16 protein-coding genes are annotated in these 18516 nt (G+C 61.3%); 8 read left to right on the top strand and 8 right to left on the bottom strand.

Going from position 1 to position 18516, the window contains the following annotated elements:
• Nucleotides 1-41: 41 nt before the first annotated feature.
• Nucleotides 42-1286, bottom strand: a complete 1245-nt coding sequence (locus tag D3260_RS06675) for a pyridoxal phosphate-dependent aminotransferase (RefSeq protein WP_120097803.1) — start codon at nt 1284-1286, stop codon at nt 42-44.
• Between the two features lie 203 nt (nt 1287-1489).
• On the opposite strand from D3260_RS06675, the gene D3260_RS06670 reads away from it, so the two are divergent.
• The 4 genes from D3260_RS06670 (at nt 1490) to D3260_RS06655 (ending at nt 6670) form a co-directional block, all read left to right on the top strand.
• Entirely contained in the window at nt 1490-2494 is a 1005-nt protein-coding gene (locus tag D3260_RS06670; RefSeq protein WP_120097802.1) for a D-2-hydroxyacid dehydrogenase, read from the top strand.
• 322 nt (nt 2495-2816) lie between these two features.
• The gene (locus D3260_RS06665) at nt 2817-4274 is read left to right on the top strand and encodes an NAD-dependent succinate-semialdehyde dehydrogenase (RefSeq protein WP_120097801.1); all 1458 of its coding nucleotides are present in this window, start codon (nt 2817-2819) and stop codon (nt 4272-4274) included.
• 747 nt (nt 4275-5021) lie between these two features.
• Complete coding sequence (locus D3260_RS06660; protein WP_120097899.1) at nt 5022-6026, top strand: histone deacetylase family protein; 1005 nt, start codon at nt 5022-5024, stop codon at nt 6024-6026.
• 221 nt (nt 6027-6247) lie between these two features.
• Complete coding sequence (locus D3260_RS06655) at nt 6248-6670, top strand: cytidine deaminase (protein WP_120097898.1); 423 nt, start codon at nt 6248-6250, stop codon at nt 6668-6670.
• A 290-nt stretch (nt 6671-6960) separates the two neighbouring features.
• Here the strand turns inward: D3260_RS06655 and D3260_RS06650 are convergent, their stop codons facing one another.
• The 4 genes from D3260_RS06650 to D3260_RS06635 all read right to left on the bottom strand — a co-directional run bounded on the left by D3260_RS06650 (nt 6961) and on the right by D3260_RS06635 (nt 10972).
• A complete protein-coding gene (locus D3260_RS06650) occupies nt 6961-7722 on the bottom strand; it encodes a PEP-CTERM sorting domain-containing protein (RefSeq protein WP_120097800.1) in 762 nt (253 codons plus the stop codon).
• Nucleotides 7723-8084: 362 nt separating this feature from the next.
• Nucleotides 8085-8942, bottom strand: coding sequence for a 23S rRNA (adenine(2030)-N(6))-methyltransferase RlmJ (locus D3260_RS06645; protein ID WP_120097799.1), 858 nt, complete (start codon nt 8940-8942; stop codon nt 8085-8087).
• Nucleotides 8943-9221: 279 nt separating this feature from the next.
• Nucleotides 9222-9860 carry a GNAT family N-acetyltransferase gene (locus tag D3260_RS06640; protein ID WP_120097798.1) on the bottom strand — a complete coding sequence of 213 codons (639 nt, stop codon included), beginning with the start codon at nt 9858-9860 and terminating at the stop codon, nt 9222-9224.
• A gap of 347 nt (nt 9861-10207) precedes the next feature.
• Complete coding sequence (locus tag D3260_RS06635; protein ID WP_120097797.1) at nt 10208-10972, bottom strand: SHOCT domain-containing protein; 765 nt, start codon at nt 10970-10972, stop codon at nt 10208-10210.
• 125 nt (nt 10973-11097) lie between these two features.
• Between D3260_RS06635 and D3260_RS06630 the strand changes: the two genes are divergently transcribed.
• Entirely contained in the window at nt 11098-11490 is a 393-nt protein-coding gene (locus D3260_RS06630) for a hypothetical protein (protein ID WP_120097796.1), read from the top strand.
• 17 nt (nt 11491-11507) lie between these two features.
• On the opposite strand, the gene D3260_RS06625 is transcribed toward D3260_RS06630, so the two are convergent.
• Complete coding sequence (locus D3260_RS06625) at nt 11508-11813, bottom strand: YrhK family protein (protein ID WP_120097795.1); 306 nt, start codon at nt 11811-11813, stop codon at nt 11508-11510.
• A gap of 123 nt (nt 11814-11936) precedes the next feature.
• On the opposite strand from D3260_RS06625, the gene dinB reads away from it, so the two are divergent.
• From dinB to tmpT, 3 genes are all read left to right on the top strand, one after another.
• Complete coding sequence (gene dinB / locus D3260_RS06620) at nt 11937-13025, top strand: DNA polymerase IV (RefSeq protein ID WP_233543989.1); 1089 nt, start codon at nt 11937-11939, stop codon at nt 13023-13025.
• Between the two features lie 83 nt (nt 13026-13108).
• Nucleotides 13109-13810: a glutathione S-transferase gene (locus D3260_RS06615; protein ID WP_120097794.1), complete on the top strand. Its 702-nt coding sequence runs from the start codon at nt 13109-13111 to the stop codon at nt 13808-13810.
• The gene (gene tmpT, locus D3260_RS06610) at nt 13810-14466 is read left to right on the top strand and encodes a thiopurine S-methyltransferase (RefSeq protein ID WP_120097793.1); all 657 of its coding nucleotides are present in this window, start codon (nt 13810-13812) and stop codon (nt 14464-14466) included. The genes D3260_RS06615 and tmpT overlap by 1 nt, the downstream gene beginning before the upstream one ends.
• A gap of 738 nt (nt 14467-15204) precedes the next feature.
• Here the strand turns inward: tmpT and D3260_RS06605 are convergent.
• Nucleotides 15205-17547: a S8 family serine peptidase gene (locus tag D3260_RS06605; RefSeq protein ID WP_158583421.1), complete on the bottom strand. Its 2343-nt coding sequence runs from the start codon at nt 17545-17547 to the stop codon at nt 15205-15207.
• Nucleotides 17548-17925: 378 nt separating this feature from the next.
• Nucleotides 17926-18516, bottom strand: coding sequence for a hypothetical protein (locus D3260_RS17230; protein ID WP_147418121.1), 591 nt, complete (start codon nt 18514-18516; stop codon nt 17926-17928).

Here is an 18516-nt window from a genome sequence, read left to right as displayed (position 1 = left end):
GGCCGGCTCGCCAGACCGGCCGGATGCGCTCGAACGATCGGCTAGCCGTAGCGTGTCAACTCCGGCTGGCGCTCCAGCCACGGCTGCATGCGCGCGAACGCTTCCTCGATGTTCTCCATCGACGTCGAGTAGCTGATCCGCAACAGATCCGAAGAATGCTCACCGAAGGCATCGCCCGGAATCACGCACACGCCGGTTTCCTCGAGCATGCGCATGGCCAGCTTGCCGCCATCAACGCCGTTCGGCAGCGACGGCGCGATATAGAAGGCGCCCTGCGGCCAGTAGCCGGTCAGACCCGGTGTATCGCCGATCAGATCCACGACACGATCTCGTCGACGTGCGTACTCGGTCACCATGTCAGTGATACACGACTGATCGCCGTAGAGCGCGGCCACGCCGGCCCACTGCGCCGGCGTGCTGGCAACCGTGGTCGTGAACATGTGATAGCGGCGCAGCGTACGAATGGTGTTCTGGTCGGCCACGATCCAGCCGACCCGCAGCCCCGGCATGGCATAGGTCTTGGAAAAGCTCGAGACCACGGCTACGCCATCGAGATCCGTGGCACAGGACAACACGCTCGGATACTCGATGTCGTCGAGAATCAGGTTGTCGTAGACCTCGTCCGAGAGAATCTCGACGCCGCGATAGGCCGCTTCCTGACACAGCCATTCGATGGTCTCGCGCGGATAGACCGTGCCCGTGGGGTTGGACGGCGAGTTCAGAACGATGGCATGCGTGTTCGGCCCGATCATGTTGATGATGCGTTCCGGATCGATCTGATGCCCTTCGCTGGCCTTGGTCGGCACCGTGCGTACCTGGCCACCGTTCATGCGGATCAGCGGCGCATAGAGCAGAAACGTCGGGTCCGCGATGATGAATTCCCGACCCGGCGCGGCCATGGCCGTGAGCAACAGATAGATGCCCTCGGTCGCACCGGTCGTGATCAGGAAATTGTCCTCGTCCAGCGTGGAGCGGTACTTGGCGTTGTAGTACTCCTTGAGAGCCGTGAGCAGCTCGGGCAGCCCGGCATCCATGGTGTAACCGGTCTGGCCGGCCTGCAGCGCATGGATATGGGCATCGATGATGTGCTGCGGGGTACCGAAATCCGGCTGACCAATGGACAGATGCACCACATCGTCGAGCTCGGCCGCGCGGTTGACCATGCGACGAATGCCCGAGATCGGGATCGCGTGCATCGCCGGGTTCCAGACCATCTTGTCGCGGACATAGCGCTTGTCGGGTTCCGGCGGCAGCACGTTGGCGCTGGACTCCATATTCACAGCCATGGCTGACCTCATTAGGGGGGATAGGAAACGGGCGAGAACCCCGCTCGAACACGGGGCCGTCAGCCGAGCGTAGGCACCCCCGCGAGCACCGGTCAAGACTTGGTTCGAAGCCGATCGGCAAGCCTTGTTGACGCCTTGTCAGACGGCTGGGTACCGTCCTTGTCTATTATTCCATCGTCGCGCGCTCGCGCGCCTGAGGCTGCATGTCCGATAACGGGGCCATCACTCGCTCTTCCGCTCTGCGCATCACCGTGCTCACCGACGGCGATACCCGGCCACCCGGCCTGGACAAGGTCGAGGCCATCGGCGACGTGGCGATCGCCCACGATGAAGCAAGCCTGCGCGATGCCCTGCCCGGCAGCCAGATCCTCCTGGTCACCGATTTCCGCACCGCGGCACTCGAAGCGGCCTGGGATGCCGCCGACGCCCTGCAATGGATCCATGCCGCCAGCGCCGGCGTCGATGCACTGATGTTCGATGCGCTGGTCGACTCGGATATCCCGGTCACCAACGCACAGGGCATTTTCGATCGCAATATCGCCGAGTACGTGCTCGGCGCGATCCTGATGTTCGCCAAGGACAGCAAGAACAACATCCGCTATCAGCAGGCTCGTCGCTGGGTACACCGCGATACGGAAACGATCGAGAACAAGAAACTGCTGGTGGTCGGCGCCGGTTCGATCGGCCGTCATATCGGCCAGCTGTGTCGCGCGGCCGGGATGCAGATCGCCGGCGTGGCCCGACGCGCCAAGCCCGGCGATGATGTCTTCGACGCAATCCATGCCCAGGACGAGCTGGATGCACTGCTGCCGGCCGCCGATTACGTTGTCGTTGCCGCACCGCTGACCGAGGACACCGAGGGCCTGTTCGATGCGGATCGTTTCGCGGCGATGGCACCGCACGCCCGTTTCATCAACATCGGACGCGGCGCGATCGTCGATACGCCGGCGCTCGTGGCCGCACTCGACGATGCCCGCATCGCCGGCGCCGCCCTGGATGTGTTCGATACCGAACCGCTCCCGGAAGACCATCCGCTGTGGCAGTTCGACAATGTCCTGATTTCGGCCCACATGGCCGGCGATTTCATCGGCTGGCGGATCGCCCTGATCGATCAGTTTCTCGACAATCTGTCACGCTGGCAGCGACAGGAGCCGTTGTTCAACCTCGTGAGCAAACGCTTCGGCTATGCCCCGAGCACACCCCGCTAGGCGGCCCGTGTCCGCCGGCGCTCGGATAGCATCCCGTCGTGCCAGCGACGCCGGTTCCGGCCCTGCGCCCAGGCCCGACCCACCGGCACCGTGGCCGAGCCGGCCATCGGCCATGCCGCCGGAACGCCTGCATGCTGTATCGTCGGACGATATCGGTCTGGTGGATCGACGTCGTCCGACCCAGTCGTCGTAACCTGTACGGGCCCGGCAAAAACCCGACCGTCGATTGAATTGCCGAGGTCACGCCACGATCATCGCTCCATGCGTCGACGGCGGCGTGATCGTTGACCGTCTCTCGGATGCGCCAAAGGAATAGCAACTCATGATCGAATCGTATCTGCTCAAGAACATCGCCGGTTACATCGATGGCCAGTGGATCGCCCAGGCCGATTCCGGCAAGACCACCGAGGTCTTCAATCCGGCCAACGGCAAGACGCTGGCCGAAACCCCCTACATGGGCACCGACGAGACCCGGCGCGCCATCGCGGCGGCCAAGGCCGCACGCGACACCGTGCCGGACGTGGCCACGCGGCGCGGCTGGCTCGAGGACTGCTACGAGGCGCTGACGGCGGAAAAGGAAGAAATCGGCCGCATCCTGTGTCTGGAACACGGCAAGCCGTGGGCCGAAGCCCAGGGCGAAGTCGATTATGCAGCGAGCTTCTTCAGCTATTTCGCCGGCATGATGGAAGACACGCTGGCCCCGGAAACCCTGCTCGAACAGGCCAAGGACTGTCGTTGGACCGTGCACAAGCGGCCGATCGGTGTCGCCGGCCTGATCACGCCGTGGAACTTCCCGATCGGCATGATCGCCAAGAAAGTGGCGCCGGCCCTGGCTGCCGGTTGCCCGCTGGTCATCAAGCCGGCGGCCGAGACGCCGCTGACGATGATCGCCATGTTTCAGCTGCTGCACGAGCGGCTCGATCTGCCCAAGGGCATGATCAATCTCGTGATGGGCAGCTCCAAGGAGATCGGCGGCGAGATCATGTCCTCCTTCGACGTGCCCATGATCTCCTTCACGGGCTCCACCGAAGTTGGCCAGCTGCTCGTCGAGCAGTCCAGTCAGCACGTCAAGAAGCTCGGCCTCGAGCTGGGGGGCAATGCGCCTTTCATCGTGCTGGACGATGCCGACCTGGAATCGGCCGCCGATAACCTCATCGCCAACAAATTTCGCGGTGCCGGCCAGACCTGTGTCTGCGCCAACCGGATCTTTGTCCAGGACGGCGTCTACGACGAATTCGTCAACAAGGTCGTCGAACGCGTCAAGAAGCTCAAGGTCGGCGACGGCATGGACGAGAATACCGATGTCGGCCCACTGATCAACGCCGCCGGCTTCGACAAGGTCCACGACCACGTCAAGGATGCGCTGTCCAAGGGGGCTTCCCTGGTCGCCGGCAAGCATCCGGACGAGCTCGATTCGGGCAAGAACCTGTTCTACACCCCCACCGTCGTCAGCGACGTCACGCACGACATGAAGTGCTGTCAGGAAGAGACCTTCGGGCCACTACTGCCCTTGATCCGCTTCGAGACGGACGCACAGGCGCTCGAAATGGCCAATGACACCCAATTCGGCCTGGCTTCCTACGTCTTCGGTCGCGACAAGGAGCGTGCCCACAAGCTGATCGGCAAGTTGCACTTCGGCCACTGCGGCTACAACACCGGCACCGGCCCGGCTGCCCATGCGCCGTTCGGTGGTTTCCTGCATTCCGGCATCGGCCGCGAAGGTGGTGTCGAAGGGCTGATGGAATTCGTAGAATCGCAGACCGTACCGGATGGGAGCTGATCCTCTGATCTCCGACGAATAGAACGGGCGGCCTTCGGGCCGCCTTTTTTGTGTCTTGTGACGGATCTCTGCGTCGGTTTGTCAGCTCACGAGCGGCTTTACCCGGACGTTTTCGCACTGCCGTGCGAGTGTCTTTTCTTGTTTGCGCAAGAAAAGGCACCCAATGAAGCGCCCCCATCCTCGGCGCCGGCTTCGCCGGTTCACGCCGAGGCTCACGTCGAGGCGATGTGGCAAAAACGCCCATCGCTTTCGCGATGCTCGAACACTTTGCCGCACCGGCGCCGTGCGCCGGACACGCGTCGCCGCTGCGCGTCTCCGTCGCCTCACAATGGGCCATTACAGCGCGGGCTGGTGTTCATCTGGCGCCACTTTGACGGTTTGCGAGCGTCTTGGGGATCGTCGTATCAGCTTACGGCCTTCAGTCGAAGCCGACCTACGCACTCCCAAACTGCCGCGCCATGCCTGTATTCGGGTGCCCCTCAGGGCCCGCTACGCGTACCCGCGCAGCGGGCGGACATGTAGGGGGCCTTTCCTTTGGTTACTTTCGTTTGGACAAGCAAACGAAAGTGACTCGCACAGCAGTACGAAACCACGGCTAAAAAACCCGGCAAGCATTTCAACGGCGTTACAAGCCAGAGCGACGTTAAGACCGAAACCCCATTGCAGCCCAATGACCTCACGGCGTATTTTCAGACCATCCCCAAGGGCCGAAAAGGCCCGTCCCAAAAAGCCAACCGGATGCCCGTAGTGAAAGCTTATTTCGACGAAACCCAGAACCTGCATCATCCGCAGAGCTATCTCACCCGTGGCGCCATGCGGTCGCCACAGGAAGTACCGGCCCGTATTCCGCCGCTTCTCGCCGCCCTCCTGAGTCTCGACATCGAGCTGGATACACCGCGCGACCACGGCATGAATCCGATTTCGGCCGTTCACGACATGGGCTATCTGCGCTATCTCGAATCCGCGCATCGGCGTTGGCCGGCCGACTGGGGCGAGGAGGTGATGTCCAACATCTATGTCCGCAAGGGCAATCCGATGAAAGGCGTGCTCGCCGAGACCGCCTATTACATCGCCGACGGTAGCTCGCCCATCGGCCCGCACACCTGGCAGGCCGCTTATGCAAGCGCCCAGTGTGCCCTGTCGGCCGCTGACGACGTCGCCGCCGGGCAGAAAGCCGCCTACGCGGTCTGCCGGCCGCCGGGGCACCATGCAAGGCCCGACGCCGCCGGCGGTTTCTGCTTCCTCAACAATGCCGCCATCGCCGCCCAGGAACTGCGCAAGACGTTCGGCAAGGTCGCCGTCCTCGATCCCGACATGCACCACGGACAGGGCGTACAGGAGATCTTCTATGAGCGCGACGACGTGCTCTACGTCTCGATCCACGGGGACCCGACCAACTTCTACCCCGTGGTCAGTGGCTACGAAGAGGAACGCGGCGCCGGCCCGGGCTATGGATTCAATCTGAACCTGCCGATGCCCCACGGCTCGTCCGAGGCCTTCTTCTTCGAAAAGCTGGATCAGGCATTGACTGCCATCCGCTTGTTCGAAGCCGATGCCATCGTACTGGCGCTCGGCTTCGATACCTATCACGAAGATCCCCAGGCCAAGGTATCGGTAACGTCGCAAGGCTTCCAGAACATGGGTCAGCGGCTCGCCGACACCGGCAAACCGGTCTGCGTGATTCAGGAAGGCGGCTACGACGTCGATCATCTCGAGACCAACGCCACGCATTTCTTTAACGGATTGCTCTAGAGCCTGTCGAGGTTTCGTTCGAGTGCCTTTTCGTCGAGAGACCGCCGTGTGTCCAACAAGGCGCGAGTCGCCGATCGTGGCGTGCCACGATCAAGGCTCGCAACGCCGCCGGGCACCCATCGTCGATTTTTCATGGGCGGCCCACCCCGAAGGGACAAGCGCTGCCTTGCGCTTACCGGACGCCCGGTCCAGCGGGCGCCCAACATCTGGAGGTGACCGTCTTGCCAGTCGACAAATCACTCGTGGATGCCGCCCGTACCGAGGCTATCGCCCGCTGGGGCCGACACGCGCCGGCCGGAGCAGCTGCCGTCTATCTGGCGGACGGCTGTATCGTGACCAGCGTCGGTCTCGACACGCCGAACGAGGCAGCCAATCTCTGTCATGAGACCGGCGCTTATTGCGAAGCATTCCGGCGGAACCTGGCCGTGATCGCCTCAGCCTGTGTCATCCGTCTTGCGCCCGACGCCCCCTTCACGGTGGTTGCGACCTGCGGCCTGTGTATCGAACGACTGGCTATCTGGCGTGATGTCGTCGAAGTTGCCGTTCCACGACCGGATGACGCATCGCGCTGGCAATCGATCCCTTTTCACCAGCTATCACCGCACTACTGGGCGTCGCCCATCGCGGACGGATCAGTCTATTGAGCGGGCTTGCTGACGACGGTCGCCGCGGCCGTCCACGCCCTGCCCACTGAGACCTCGGCACAGCAGCGAGCGCCAATCCTGATCGCGGACTGCGATCCCGCCTGCCCCCACATTTCACAGACAGACGCGATCACCCGAGTCGACGTTCTGGCCGGAACAGATCGCCACAGCGCGATCCGTGGGCGCCCATATCATGACCGCCAGACATGAAAAAGCCCGCCGTAGCGGGCTCTTTCACCTGGCGCCGATAACGAGATCATGCCCCGCTACGGTCATCACGGCCGTCTCGTTCAGACGTCGCGCTTCTGCATGCGACGCACGCCGAAACCGAGCAGCAACAGGCCGACACCGAACATCGCGATCGAGGACGGCTCCGGTACCGGACGGATCGACTCGATGGTCGTCACGTAGTCCTGGTAATCGTTGTCGTCGCCGTCTTCCCAACCGAACAGATATTCGTTGGTCAGAAGCGAGCCGCTGTTGTCGCCCTGATAACCGACCATCCGATCATCGCCGCCGTTCAGGTCGGCATCCGAGTAGAAGGTCTTGCCACCGATCGTCAGGAAGTAACCGAAGACTTCCGACCCGAGATTCTTGATCTGGTTGTTGGACGTCGCGCCCGTGCGCACGTCCTGCGTGTAGGCACTGAATTCGCCGTCACCCAGATAGTTCAGAAAGCCCTTGGTCTCGTCGTTCGTCTCCGCACCAAGCTGCGAGCCGCCGTACAGAAGATTCAGACGGTTGGACGGATCATAGATGCTGTAGACACCGAACGTGGCATCCTGATAATTACCGGTCCAGGTGGCCTGCAGCACGCTGTTGCTCGTGCCGTTGGCACCGCCCGACCAGTGCGCGTTGTTGACTTGCGGGTCATTCGAACCGAGATTCTCGAACAGCGGTGCCTTGCCTGCTCGCGACCCGTTGGCAATGTCATAGAGCGACGGCTCGCCGTTGCCCGTATTCGTGTTGATGTCGATCTGATTCGCGAGTGCAGTACCGCTGAAGAGCAGCGCTGCGACGGCGCCGATCGAACCGTGAAGTATTTTGTTCATGTCGTATTTTCAGCTGTTGAAATCACAGGCCGGATCATTCGGCTGCTTGTGTATCGCAACTCGCGTGCCAAAAAAATAACACTTGAATTTCAAATACTTGAAAAAGACCAATACACTTGAGGCCTGTCACTGCAAGGTTTCCCGACAGCCTTGCGGAACAGGGGCCGAACGGGGGCCGGCAAAAAGACAAACCGCGGTACCACGAGCGCAAGTACCCACCAGTCATCCACCCCAGACATGTGTCTCCCCCGGCCCTTCATGGCCTGGTGTAAGGTTTACCGACAAACCACGGACCCGGCATGTCGGATCCGGTCGAAAACCGCCTGTTGGGGATCACCGATCGACACACCCGCCCCGATTTTTCAGCGCGGCTTTTCGCCGGTCAGCCAACGTGATGCGTGTCGCACGTCCGGCCCGAGACAGGACGCCAGCGACGAGAAACTCGCGTTCAGGCGCTGGTCGAGCTGCCAGGGCGGATTGAGCATCAACAGACCACTGCCCTTGATGCCCTGGTCCGTCGATCCGTCAGCATCCACATGGAGCTCGCTGCACCACAGTTTGGGCAGCCCGGCGGCTGTCAGCGTCTCGTGCATCGTCTCGTGACGGCTGGCCGCCAGCAACGGATACCAGACGGCCACGACCGCATGACGCACCTTGCGAGCGACGTGGCGTAGAGTCTTCGCCACGGCCTTGTAGTCACCCTTGACCTCGTAACTGGGATCGATCAGCACGCACAGCCGCGGCGTCGTCACCGGCACCAGTTTGCCGAGACCGGCCAGTCCGTCGTCCTGACGGATGTATCGCTCGTGGCGCGTGCCGAAGCGCTGGGCAACGAGCGCCTCGTACTCCGCGGGATGACGTTCGAACAGCGTCAGCCGATCCTGCCGGCGGCGGTCGCGTTCCAGCCACCAAGGCGAACCGGGATAGTGGCGCAACGTCCGGCTCCCCTGACATTCGGCCAGCCGCGTGAGCCATGCCACGAGCAGCGGATCATCGATGTCGGCACGCTGCGCCCAGAGGCGGGCCACCCCGTTCTCGTATTCGGCGGTCTTTTGCGATGCCGCTGCCGATAATGGATACAGCCCGCGCCCGGCATGCGTGTCGACGAACGTGATGGCCGAATCCTTTTTCTGGAGTGCCTGCATCAGGCCCACCAGGGCGATGTGCTTGTGAACGTCGGCGAAATTGCCGGCATGATAGGCGTGCTGATAGGAAAGCATGCAGAATTTTCCGATCCCGGATGGGTGATGCTGTGTGATGGAGGAGCGCCGCCAGGGCCGCTTTTATTGAACCGGCCCAAAGTGGATGAATATTCGGGTTGATAACGCGCGCATGTGAATGTGTGCGCGCCGCAGCCAGCGGCTTCGAAGGCATTGAGAATGAACGACGGACAGGCGCTCTCGTTTATTTTCGATGGCGTTGAAAACAGCCGACGCAGTCAGCTGTCTTGGTGCCGGATTAAAAAGATGAACCCGGCCGGCAGCGAAGGCGCGATGCGCTCAATCGCTCTCCTGGGCGAGCGCCCGAACCCAGAACACGAGCTGCTTGGTCGTTTCGTGATCCTGGTCGATATCCTGCCAGCGATATGCCGCTACGATATCGTCGCGTCGCGCGTAGCCTCGCCGGCGCCAGAATGCATCGAGCGGCTGGTGGCCGGCCGGGCGCAGCGGATGATCGGCCGGCCGCTGGACCGAACAGAAACAGGCATGGCTGAAATCGCCCGCATCGCCGGCCCAGGTTTCGCGTTCCGCGAAAAAGCGATGGCCGAGGCCGTTGCCGCGATATGCCGGCAACAGCAGTGATTCGCCGAAATAGAACAGTCGTGATACGTCGAAACCGGCGGCAGCGAGTGGCTGGCTGAACGCTGCCTCCTCGTCGCGCATCGGCAACGCGGTGGTCGCCCCCACCAACGCCGCTCCGTCGTAGACAAGAAACGCGAGTGACCGTTCGGACGCGATATACGTCTCGAGATAGGCGCGTTCGTAGGCGATATCGCCGTCGTAGAGATAAGGGAACGTCCGAAAGACCTGCATCCGCAGGGCGGCCAGGGCATCGACATGCGGGCGGATCGACTCGCCGCTGCAATGCAGATATCGGAGGGCGCGCGGGGCGCTCGGCTGCTTGTCGGACCCTGTCATGCGGGATTCCCTGTGACGTCGGTTCGCCTGATGCATCGTGCGCGTGTCTTGCATGCCGCCCGGCCGAGCCGCCGAGACAACGCGCATCCCCTGGCCGTGCCCAGCGCGCAAGCGCCGCCCATGCCGGGACATGCCGGGACATGCCGGGACATGCCCGGCCGTGCACGCGGTATCCGGCCTTGTCGTCGTATCGTAGCGATGCCGCGGGCCGCTCACAAAGCCCCGGGGCGTGCCGACAGGCGCCTTGTGCGGCGATCGTCTCAACACACGTCGCCGAGATGCGTCCGCGCGGATCGGCATCGCATACGAGCCAACGCGATCTGGCGTCGTTGTACCACGGCGTCCCGTCACAGACGGGACAGAAGCGCCTGTTTCTTGGCTGCGAATTCCGCCTCGGTCAACAGCCCCCGATCCCGCAGTGCCCCGAGCCGCTCGATGGCATCGAAGATATCGGTGCCGGGCAGCGCCGGCCTGTCCGCTTCGGTCGTTGTCGTCCTGGCCGCCGGCTCTGGCGGCAGATCATCGTCTGCCTCGGTCGCAACCGGTGCACGCGGCAACGTACCCAACGGCACTTCGCCGTACTGGCTGGTGAAGATGACGCTCTGATGCCGGCCCTGCTGCGATTGGGAGATACCGGTAATGCGATGGTCGCCGGTATCGTAGACGGTGATCGCGCCCGCCCGTTGCACGACAAGCCGGCGTTGCCGATCGAAATAGGCATAGCAGAGATCGTCCTGTTCGCCCATCGCACTGGGCTGTCCGAGCGCGGCGGGCCACCAGACCGCTGGCCGGGTCGCCGAGACATCCACGCCCCGCGGCTCCGCGACGCGCGACGTTCGTATCGGCTCATCGTCCCCGGATCGCAGCGCGGACAGCGCATTGCACAACGCATCGATCCGGTGCTTGCGCCCGGTGTCACTCGGATCGGTGATCAGGATCAATCCGCCCCGCATCCACTGCCCCGGCCCACAGAACTCCGGATGATCAAACATCGCCATGTCGCCGCCGCCCGCCTCAACGGCCCGTGCGAGATGCGCCACGGCCGCTTCGGAAAAATCGAAACGCGCGGACAGATCCGCCAGCGTACGGCGGGATGGCATGGTGGCCGCCATGACAGACTCCGGTGGAGATCGATCCAGCACTCGACTATACGCCAGACCGCCATCCATCCAATCATCGATCGCCTGGCACGGCGCTGGCTACAATCGGCGCCTCACCCGTCGCCGGAATCCCCGACATGTTCACGTCGCGCAACCGTGGCAGCCGCAGCCGTCTCATCGGTGACATCTACGATGTGCTGCGCGCGGCCAGTCCCACACACCTGCACCTGCGCAGCCGGCTCACCAAGGCCGTGATCGTGACGCTGCTGGTTGATCTCGTGGGCAGTACGCTGATGTTTCTCGTCGAACACGACGCGCCCGCCAGCCAGATGCATTCGCCGTGGGATGCGTTCTACTGGACGACATCCCAACTGGTGACGATTTCGTCGACCATGCCCAATCCGGTCACCGCTTTCGGCCAGCTGATCTGTCTGGTGATCAATATCTACGCGATCACCGTCGTCTCGACACTGGCCGGCATGTTCAGCGCCTTCTTCTACAGCCGCAGCGCCGAACACCGCCGGTCATGACCGGCGATGATGGCGCGTCAGAAATCGTGTCCGGCGTCGGCCGCCCCGGGCTGATCCGGATGAAAACGCTGCAGATGCACACGCCGTACCAGCCGGATGGTGGGCCGGATCAACATCTCGATACTGCCGACGAGAAACAGCCAAGTGCCCCAGTAGACGAGTGAATCGTAGAAGAAAAAGACGGTGCCAATGAGAAACCAGACACCAATCAGGACATCATTGGCGATACTGACGATTTCGTAGCGCTGGCGGATGACGAGCTCTTCGCGCCCGAAATGGATCACGGCCGTATCGCGGGTGCTGTCGGGAGAAACATGCGACATGAGGGACAACCTTTTGACAAACGATGAAGGGTCCCCGCCAATCTGGCAGGCTCATGCCATGAGAGCCAGGGCCGCATGCCGCTGCGCATGGCGTGCCGGGGGCTCGGACCCATTGTCGAGGCCATGACCGAAACGTCCGACACGCCGCCGGTGCGTAAGATCGTCCATGTCGACATGGATGCCTTCTATGCCTCGGTCGAACAACGCGACAACCCCGCCCTGCGCGGTCTGCCCGTGGTCGTCTGCAAGAAAAGCCCGCGGGCCGTGGTCACCGCCGCCAGCTACGAGGCTCGCCCCTTCGGTATTCATTCGGCCATGCCGGCCATGCGTGCCGCGAAACTATGCCCCGATGCCATCTTCGTACCGCCGGATTTCTCACGTTATCGGGCGGTCTCGGCTCAGATACGCGAGATATTCCACCGCTACACCCAGCACGTCGAACCGTTGTCGCTCGACGAAGCCTATCTGGACGTCTCCGAACCACTGATCGCCTCGCCCTCGGCCACCGAAACCGCGCGCGCCATCCGCGATGCGATTCGCACCGAGACCGGCCTGACCGCCTCCGCCGGCATTGCACCGAACAAGTTTCTGGCGAAAATCGCATCGGACTGGCGCAAGCCGGACGGCCAGTTCGTCATCAAACCGCGTCAGATCGACCGTTTTCTGACCGATCTCGACGTCGGCAAGATCCCGGGTGTCGGACGCGTCATGCGTGGCAAGCTCGAAGCGCTCGGACTGGCCAAGGTCGGCGATCTCCGGGACGTATCGCCGGACGTGCTGCGCGAACGCTTCGGGCGCTGGGGACAGCGGCTCTCCGAGCTCGCGCGCGGCATCGACGATCGGCCGGTCAAGTCGCATCGCGTGGCGGCCCAGATCTCGGCCGAGGACACGCTGCGTGAGGATCTGCCGCTTGCCGCGCTCGCTCCCCACATCGCGCAGATGGCGGACAAGACCTGGCGCAATTACCAGAAGAAGGCCGAACGCGTGGCCCGGACCGTGGTCCTGAAGCTCAAGACCTCCGATTTCCGGATCCTCACGCGTAGCTATACGCCGCCGGTACCGCCGGCGTCGCAAGCCGAGCTCACCGATATCGCCTGTGCACTGTGTCAACGGGTCGATTTGCCCGTCGAGACACGCTATCGCCTGGTCGGCGTCGGCCTGTCCGGTTTCGTCGACGAATCACCGGCCATGCAGCAGACCGCCCTGTTCTGAAAGAGCGGCCTCAACATCCGCCGAATTGACGTCGTCGTCGCGCTTTGCTGCGATAAGCTCGACCAATCGACTCGGGGCATTCGATGAAATTCTGGCTCTACTACTGGCCCAGTATTCCTGGCCGTGGCGAATTCATCCGTCTGGCACTTGAAGCGGCCCAGGCCGACTATATCGACGTCGGGCGCAACCAGGGTTCGGCGGCGGTGGCCGAGCGTGTCCATCGCGGTGATCATTTCGCCCCGCCCATACTCGACACGGAACACGAATCACTGTCCCACGTCGCGCACATCCTGGCCTGGATTGCCGGCCCGCTCGATCTGGCACCGTCCGGCGAGCGCGAATTCCGGCGCATGATCCAGCTCCAGCTCACATTGACCGATTTCGTCGCCGAGATCCACGACACCCATCACCCACTCTGCACGAGCCTGTACTACGAAGAGCAGCAAGCGGCGGCACGAACGGCCGCGCGGCACTTCCGGGCCGATCGGCTGCCGACGTTTCTCGATTATTTCGAACAGACCCTGCGCGACAACCCGTTCGGTGACGATTGGCTGGTAGGCGATCGATGTACTACCCTTGATCTATCGCTGTTCCAGGTCGTACGCGGGCTGAAATATGCCTTTCCGAATGCCATGACCCGGTTCGACACGCCACGGCTGGCTGATCTGACAGCCCGCGTGGCGCATCGCCGCGGCATTCGCGGTTATCTCAACAGTGATCGCTGCATCGCCTTCAACAATGATGGTGTATTCCGCCACTATCCGGAACTCGACGAGCAGACTTGATGGATCGTGAATTCTGGCACGAACGCTGGGAAAACAACGAAATCGGTTTTCATCAGGCATCGGTCCATCCGATGCTGGAAACCCACTGGCCGAACCTAGGCCTGGTGCCCGGCTGCCGAATCCTCGTGCCGCTGGCCGGCAAGTCCGTGGACATGCATTGGCTCGCCGAATGTGGCTATCGCGTCGTCGGAGTCGAGTTGTCCGAACGGGCCGCCCGTGATTTCTTCGCCGAGCAGGGTCTGGCCTATCAACGCACACGGCGTGGCACGTTCGACTGTTTCATCGGCGAACGTATCGAGATATGGGTGGGTGATATCTTCGATCTCACCGCAGCCGAGCTCCAGCGCTTCGAAGGCTTCTATGACCGAGCCGCGCTGATCGCCCTGCCCGAAGACATGCGCCGTCGCTACGTCGATCACGTCATCGGCCACATGCGTCGCGGCGCGACCGGCCTGCTGATCACGTTCGCCTACGATACGGCGCTCATGGACGGCCCGCCCTTCGCCATCGACGATGAAGATGTCGGCGAACTCTACGGACGCTACGCCCACGTCGATCTGTTGGCCGAGCGGCGAGGCCTGCCCGAAAGCGACGATCTCCGCGCCAAGGGGCTGACCGACGCACGCGATGGCATCTACCGCATCGTGCGGCGCTAGGGCCTATTGATCAGTCGTTCGAGTTCACCCCAGGCTCTGCCCGAAATTAACCATGGGCGGCAAGATGCGGCATAGCACGCATAGCGTTTGGTTCTGCACTCGCATTCTGATACACGAAGAGGGCAATTGGCTCTTCGGGTTGGGCCGCCGACGGCAAATCAACGACGAGCCCCAGCCGCGTTGCGCGTCTGGAGCGTAGCACGCCGCGATGCGGCGACTCGTGCCTTGCAGAACGCGACTTGCGGACAGGAACAGGACGCTCTCAGGAAACCGCAACAGGCCGCGCTAGGCTGCGTCATCACGTGCAGATAACAGCCCGGCCATCAACCACACACGGCGAAAACCCAGCAGATGACCCAATTTTGGCCATATTATCAACTCAAAAGCAGAAAGATTAAATTTCACACGTTAAATGTCATAGAAAAGCGCGGCAGCATCTGTCCGTCGTTGATTTAACATGGCAACGTGGCTTCTTTTCGCCGCAAGCGCGTATTTTCGCACGTCTTTATCGAACCGAAAAATTGTCTATTTAGGCGCTTTTTATTCCAAGCCGGGCATTCGCTGCTCGATCCTTGAAGTACACCGATCATCGATCTCAGCTGCGAAGCGCGACGAACCTCCAAGGCCAGCACGGTGCGACAAGCCCCCCCCCCGGCGCGGGAATCATCCGCGCCAGGGAGAAACAGCGCGTCGCTGCGTTTAGCGGCCGAGAAGTCGGCCTCAAACAAGATCTTTTTATCAATGCCCTACAATACGTAGCGCCAAGTCGCCGAGTTCCGAATTGGTTTTATTGTTGTCCAGATATACCGGACCACTTTCCACGTTGAAATAACCGCCGCCATTATCCGATACGTAACTCCTGCCACTCGCATCGACGATTTGAATTTTCCATCGCCCACCCGCCGACTCGCCGTAAAAGCTGTTGGCTAGGAATTTTGTCTGATACGCAATATACCCCTTATCCCGCGGTGCATTCCATGCGCGCGCAAATATGCTCTGCATTCCGGGCAGCAAGACAGCGCGCGTTCCGGACGGGGATGTGACAGCAATGCCGATATTCATACCCGCAGTCGAATCCCGCTCCACACCGTTTTCGTAGGCGGCAAGGATATCCGGATTAGAGATCGTGACACGCAGCATCATCGACTCGATGGTTACGTCGTCGGGCACATCGATATAGCGCGTGATACCGGCTGCATCGTTATCGGGAATATCGATCGGCTGATCGATATCGCCGCTGATCCAGTCGGTATCGACCATCGGACCGAGTTGTGGCGGATTATGTTGGGCTTCGTCCACGGCCGCTGCGGCATCGACAAGACCAAACCCATACCTGTTCGAGAACGACAGCCCAGCCGCGTTCTGAACCCAGCCCGGATAGGCCAACCACGACCCGCGACCTGTCCTCAATGATACCGGCTCATCCTGTCTATCGATCGGCCGAGCCGTATGGGCCAGAATATCGCGAATCTGTCGCCAATTGAGCCCCGGATTGGCCGATGCAATCAGAGCGACGACACCGCTGACGATCGCGCTCGCCGGCGCCGTGCCCGAAAACCTGCTGGTATATTTACAGTTGGTATTAAGCAATGACATCAGCTGCGGCGCATCGAAAGGAAAAATTCCTTCCGTTGCACTGCCGTAACCGGCATTTGTCATTCCATACGCTTGAAGGCCGGGGAACGAGCTGTAACCGGCGAGACATGTCGTCTGATCGGCGGCAATGATCCCTGGTTGTTCGAAGCCGTCTTCCCCTCCCGGCGCTGCGAGAAAGATATTAGATCCGCCCGAAGAAGAACTCGCCTTGACGCCCGCCGCATTCACAGCCGATACCGATAGTACGTACGGCGAGACGATGTTCGGGTCCATGTTCGAATTCACACACCCGAACCCTGTCTCATTGATACTCGCGATCTGACAAAGCCTTGAAAACCCGGTTGTACGCCAATAATCGCCGTTCGCGGCAATATGCAAGGCGCCTTTGCCGTTGCGCATATGAGTCGGCGCGTACTCGTTGATGGATTCCGCGATTTTCGCGCTGTCGCTATCACCTGCATAAAGTGCAGCCGTGCGCAGTGACTCCGCATGATCGAAGGCGACGATATTATCCTGCGTCGTGAATCTGGTGCCCGAAACACCGTTCGCCGCCATTTGCCGGGCAATGGCAATAGAGCGAGAAATAATCGTATCGTTGTAAGTATTGATACCGATCAGTTTCGCGTCGGGTGCAACGCCACGACCACCGATGCCGTTCCATCCTGTCCCGGCGATCACACTGGCGACGCTCGTCCCACGCGACCCGGTCCTGATTGCCGGATTGGTCGGGTCGCTCGGATCCAGTACGCTGACCATAAAATTCATCGAAAGTCCGGGCGCGACATTGGCTTCCAGATCTTCGTGCGCGATTTCCATCCCCGAATAGTCCGGCACCACGACCAATGCATTCTGACCAGTAATCCCCGCACTCTGAACCGGAAACACGTTGGCATCGATCCCCGGTACCGAAACGTTCTCCGGATAATGAATCGAACCGGCGTCTTCTCTTTCTATCTGGCCCGTTTCGACCAGATAATCACGGTAACTCTCTAACGCCGCGTCTGTCTGCGAATAGGCCAACTGACCGGTATTGCGCAGATACCACTCCTGCGCGAGCAACGGATCGCCAACGACCGAAGTGATATCCACTTCAACACGTGCACTCGCGTTACCATCGGATGCCGTGACGTAGAAAGTCGCGGGCGAGTCATCGTAAGGAATATAAGTGAACTTTCCGGTGTGCTCGTCGATCGTCAGCCTGCCCGACGGCTGCGATCCATCGTTGGTTACCAGCAAAGCAGAGTACGTCAACGCATCGCCATCCGGATCGGAGAAATCCGCCTCTCCCGTACTTGGCTGCCATTCCCTTGCATCGGTGATGGTCACTTTCGAAGCCCCCGCCGTCGGCGCGCTGTTATCCGCAGCACCGGAGCCGCCCCCTTGACCATCACCGCCATCATTGCAGCCGGATAAACACAATAATGCGATAAGGCACATCGGCGCATATCCCCGGCGCCCTTTTCTTTCTTGAGTCAATTTCTTCATTTGAAAATTCCCAAACCCCAATATCTGGAAATCGAGCGTGGACCGGTCATCCCTGCATCGGCCCCGTGGGCATCCCTTATTTGGGGACCGCAAGTCTTGCGCTCTTTGCCGATCGCGCTCCGCCCCCCAACCGCGAATTTGCTCAACGGGTCGACGCCGGACCGCGTCCGACGTCACCCGAAAGGATTGAGCGAACCACGCGACCATGTATGCGCCTACCGTCGTCCGGATTATGCGATGACTCGCAGTGGCAGGCAGATGGAACTTGTTGGTTCGTCACCGACCTACGCCAACACTCGATAGTTTAAATAGCGGGCGGCCCGGATATGTAAAACCGCCAGGCTCTCCCTGACCGGTGTCGCGCACCGGGCCCGCACATCACATCGGCTTCTTTGCTTGATCAAGGACATCAATTCTTGCAGCCTTGACACCCTCCTGTTGAAGGAGGCTATGGCGCACATCGAGCAGATTCTGGTCCTTGCGCGCCTTGAGCACGTACAAATTGATTTCCGGGACACGACGCTCGATCGAAAGTCCCTCGCGCTCGGCGATTTCGTCGATATCGCCTTTTTCAATAAGCACCACGACCGAACCAGTCGCTTCCGCAAGCTCGCCGGTGATCTGATTGCGCAGTACCGAACCCATGACAACGCTGTTCGCAGCGGGCGTGTCTTCATTTGCGTGCAAATCGCCCTCGTCTGCATCTTTTTGAACCGCGGCCATGTCCCCAAGCTCCCCGATTCGATCAGTGGGCTGCACCTGATTGGCTGGCTTGAGTTCTACATTCGGTAAAAGCTTGTAAACACCGAAAGTATTCGTCGACTGGTCCATCGTAGCGGCATGTCTCGACACCGATCCGGAATGTACCTGGTCGAGCTTTTTCGACAGCGACTGAGCCGGATCGGCCACGGCCGAAGTGAAGACACCGAAGCTGGCAAGTGCGGTCGCACAGAGCAGAAGATTTTTCAT

Source organism: Salinisphaera sp. Q1T1-3 (genome assembly GCF_003602005.1).
Taxonomy (GTDB): Bacteria; Pseudomonadota; Gammaproteobacteria; order Nevskiales; family Salinisphaeraceae; genus Salinisphaera.
This window is presented reverse-complemented; position numbering and strand designations above follow the sequence as displayed.

What these genes read in the sequence shown, in the direction of transcription:
- D3260_RS06675 (WP_120097803.1), bottom strand. Translation starts at nt 1,286, where the DNA reads ATGGCTGTGAATATGGAGTCCAGCGCCAACGTGCTGCCGCCGGAACCC.
- D3260_RS06670 (WP_120097802.1), top strand. Translation starts at nt 1,490, where the DNA reads ATGTCCGATAACGGGGCCATCACTCGCTCTTCCGCTCTGCGCATCACC.
- D3260_RS06665 (WP_120097801.1), top strand. Translation starts at nt 2,817, where the DNA reads ATGATCGAATCGTATCTGCTCAAGAACATCGCCGGTTACATCGATGGC.
- D3260_RS06650 (WP_120097800.1), bottom strand. Translation starts at nt 7,722, where the DNA reads ATGAACAAAATACTTCACGGTTCGATCGGCGCCGTCGCAGCGCTGCTC.
- D3260_RS06645 (WP_120097799.1), bottom strand. Translation starts at nt 8,942, where the DNA reads ATGCTTTCCTATCAGCACGCCTATCATGCCGGCAATTTCGCCGACGTT.
- D3260_RS06640 (WP_120097798.1), bottom strand. Translation starts at nt 9,860, where the DNA reads ATGACAGGGTCCGACAAGCAGCCGAGCGCCCCGCGCGCCCTCCGATAT.
- D3260_RS06635 (WP_120097797.1), bottom strand. Translation starts at nt 10,972, where the DNA reads ATGGCGGCCACCATGCCATCCCGCCGTACGCTGGCGGATCTGTCCGCG.
- D3260_RS06630 (WP_120097796.1), top strand. Translation starts at nt 11,098, where the DNA reads ATGTTCACGTCGCGCAACCGTGGCAGCCGCAGCCGTCTCATCGGTGAC.
- D3260_RS06625 (WP_120097795.1), bottom strand. Translation starts at nt 11,813, where the DNA reads ATGTCGCATGTTTCTCCCGACAGCACCCGCGATACGGCCGTGATCCAT.
- dinB (WP_233543989.1), top strand. Translation starts at nt 11,937, where the DNA reads ATGACCGAAACGTCCGACACGCCGCCGGTGCGTAAGATCGTCCATGTC.
- D3260_RS06615 (WP_120097794.1), top strand. Translation starts at nt 13,109, where the DNA reads ATGAAATTCTGGCTCTACTACTGGCCCAGTATTCCTGGCCGTGGCGAA.
- tmpT (WP_120097793.1), top strand. Translation starts at nt 13,810, where the DNA reads ATGGATCGTGAATTCTGGCACGAACGCTGGGAAAACAACGAAATCGGT.
- D3260_RS06605 (WP_158583421.1), bottom strand. Translation starts at nt 17,547, where the DNA reads ATGAAGAAATTGACTCAAGAAAGAAAAGGGCGCCGGGGATATGCGCCG.
- D3260_RS17230 (WP_147418121.1), bottom strand. Translation starts at nt 18,516, where the DNA reads ATGAAAAATCTTCTGCTCTGTGCGACCGCACTTGCCAGCTTCGGTGTC.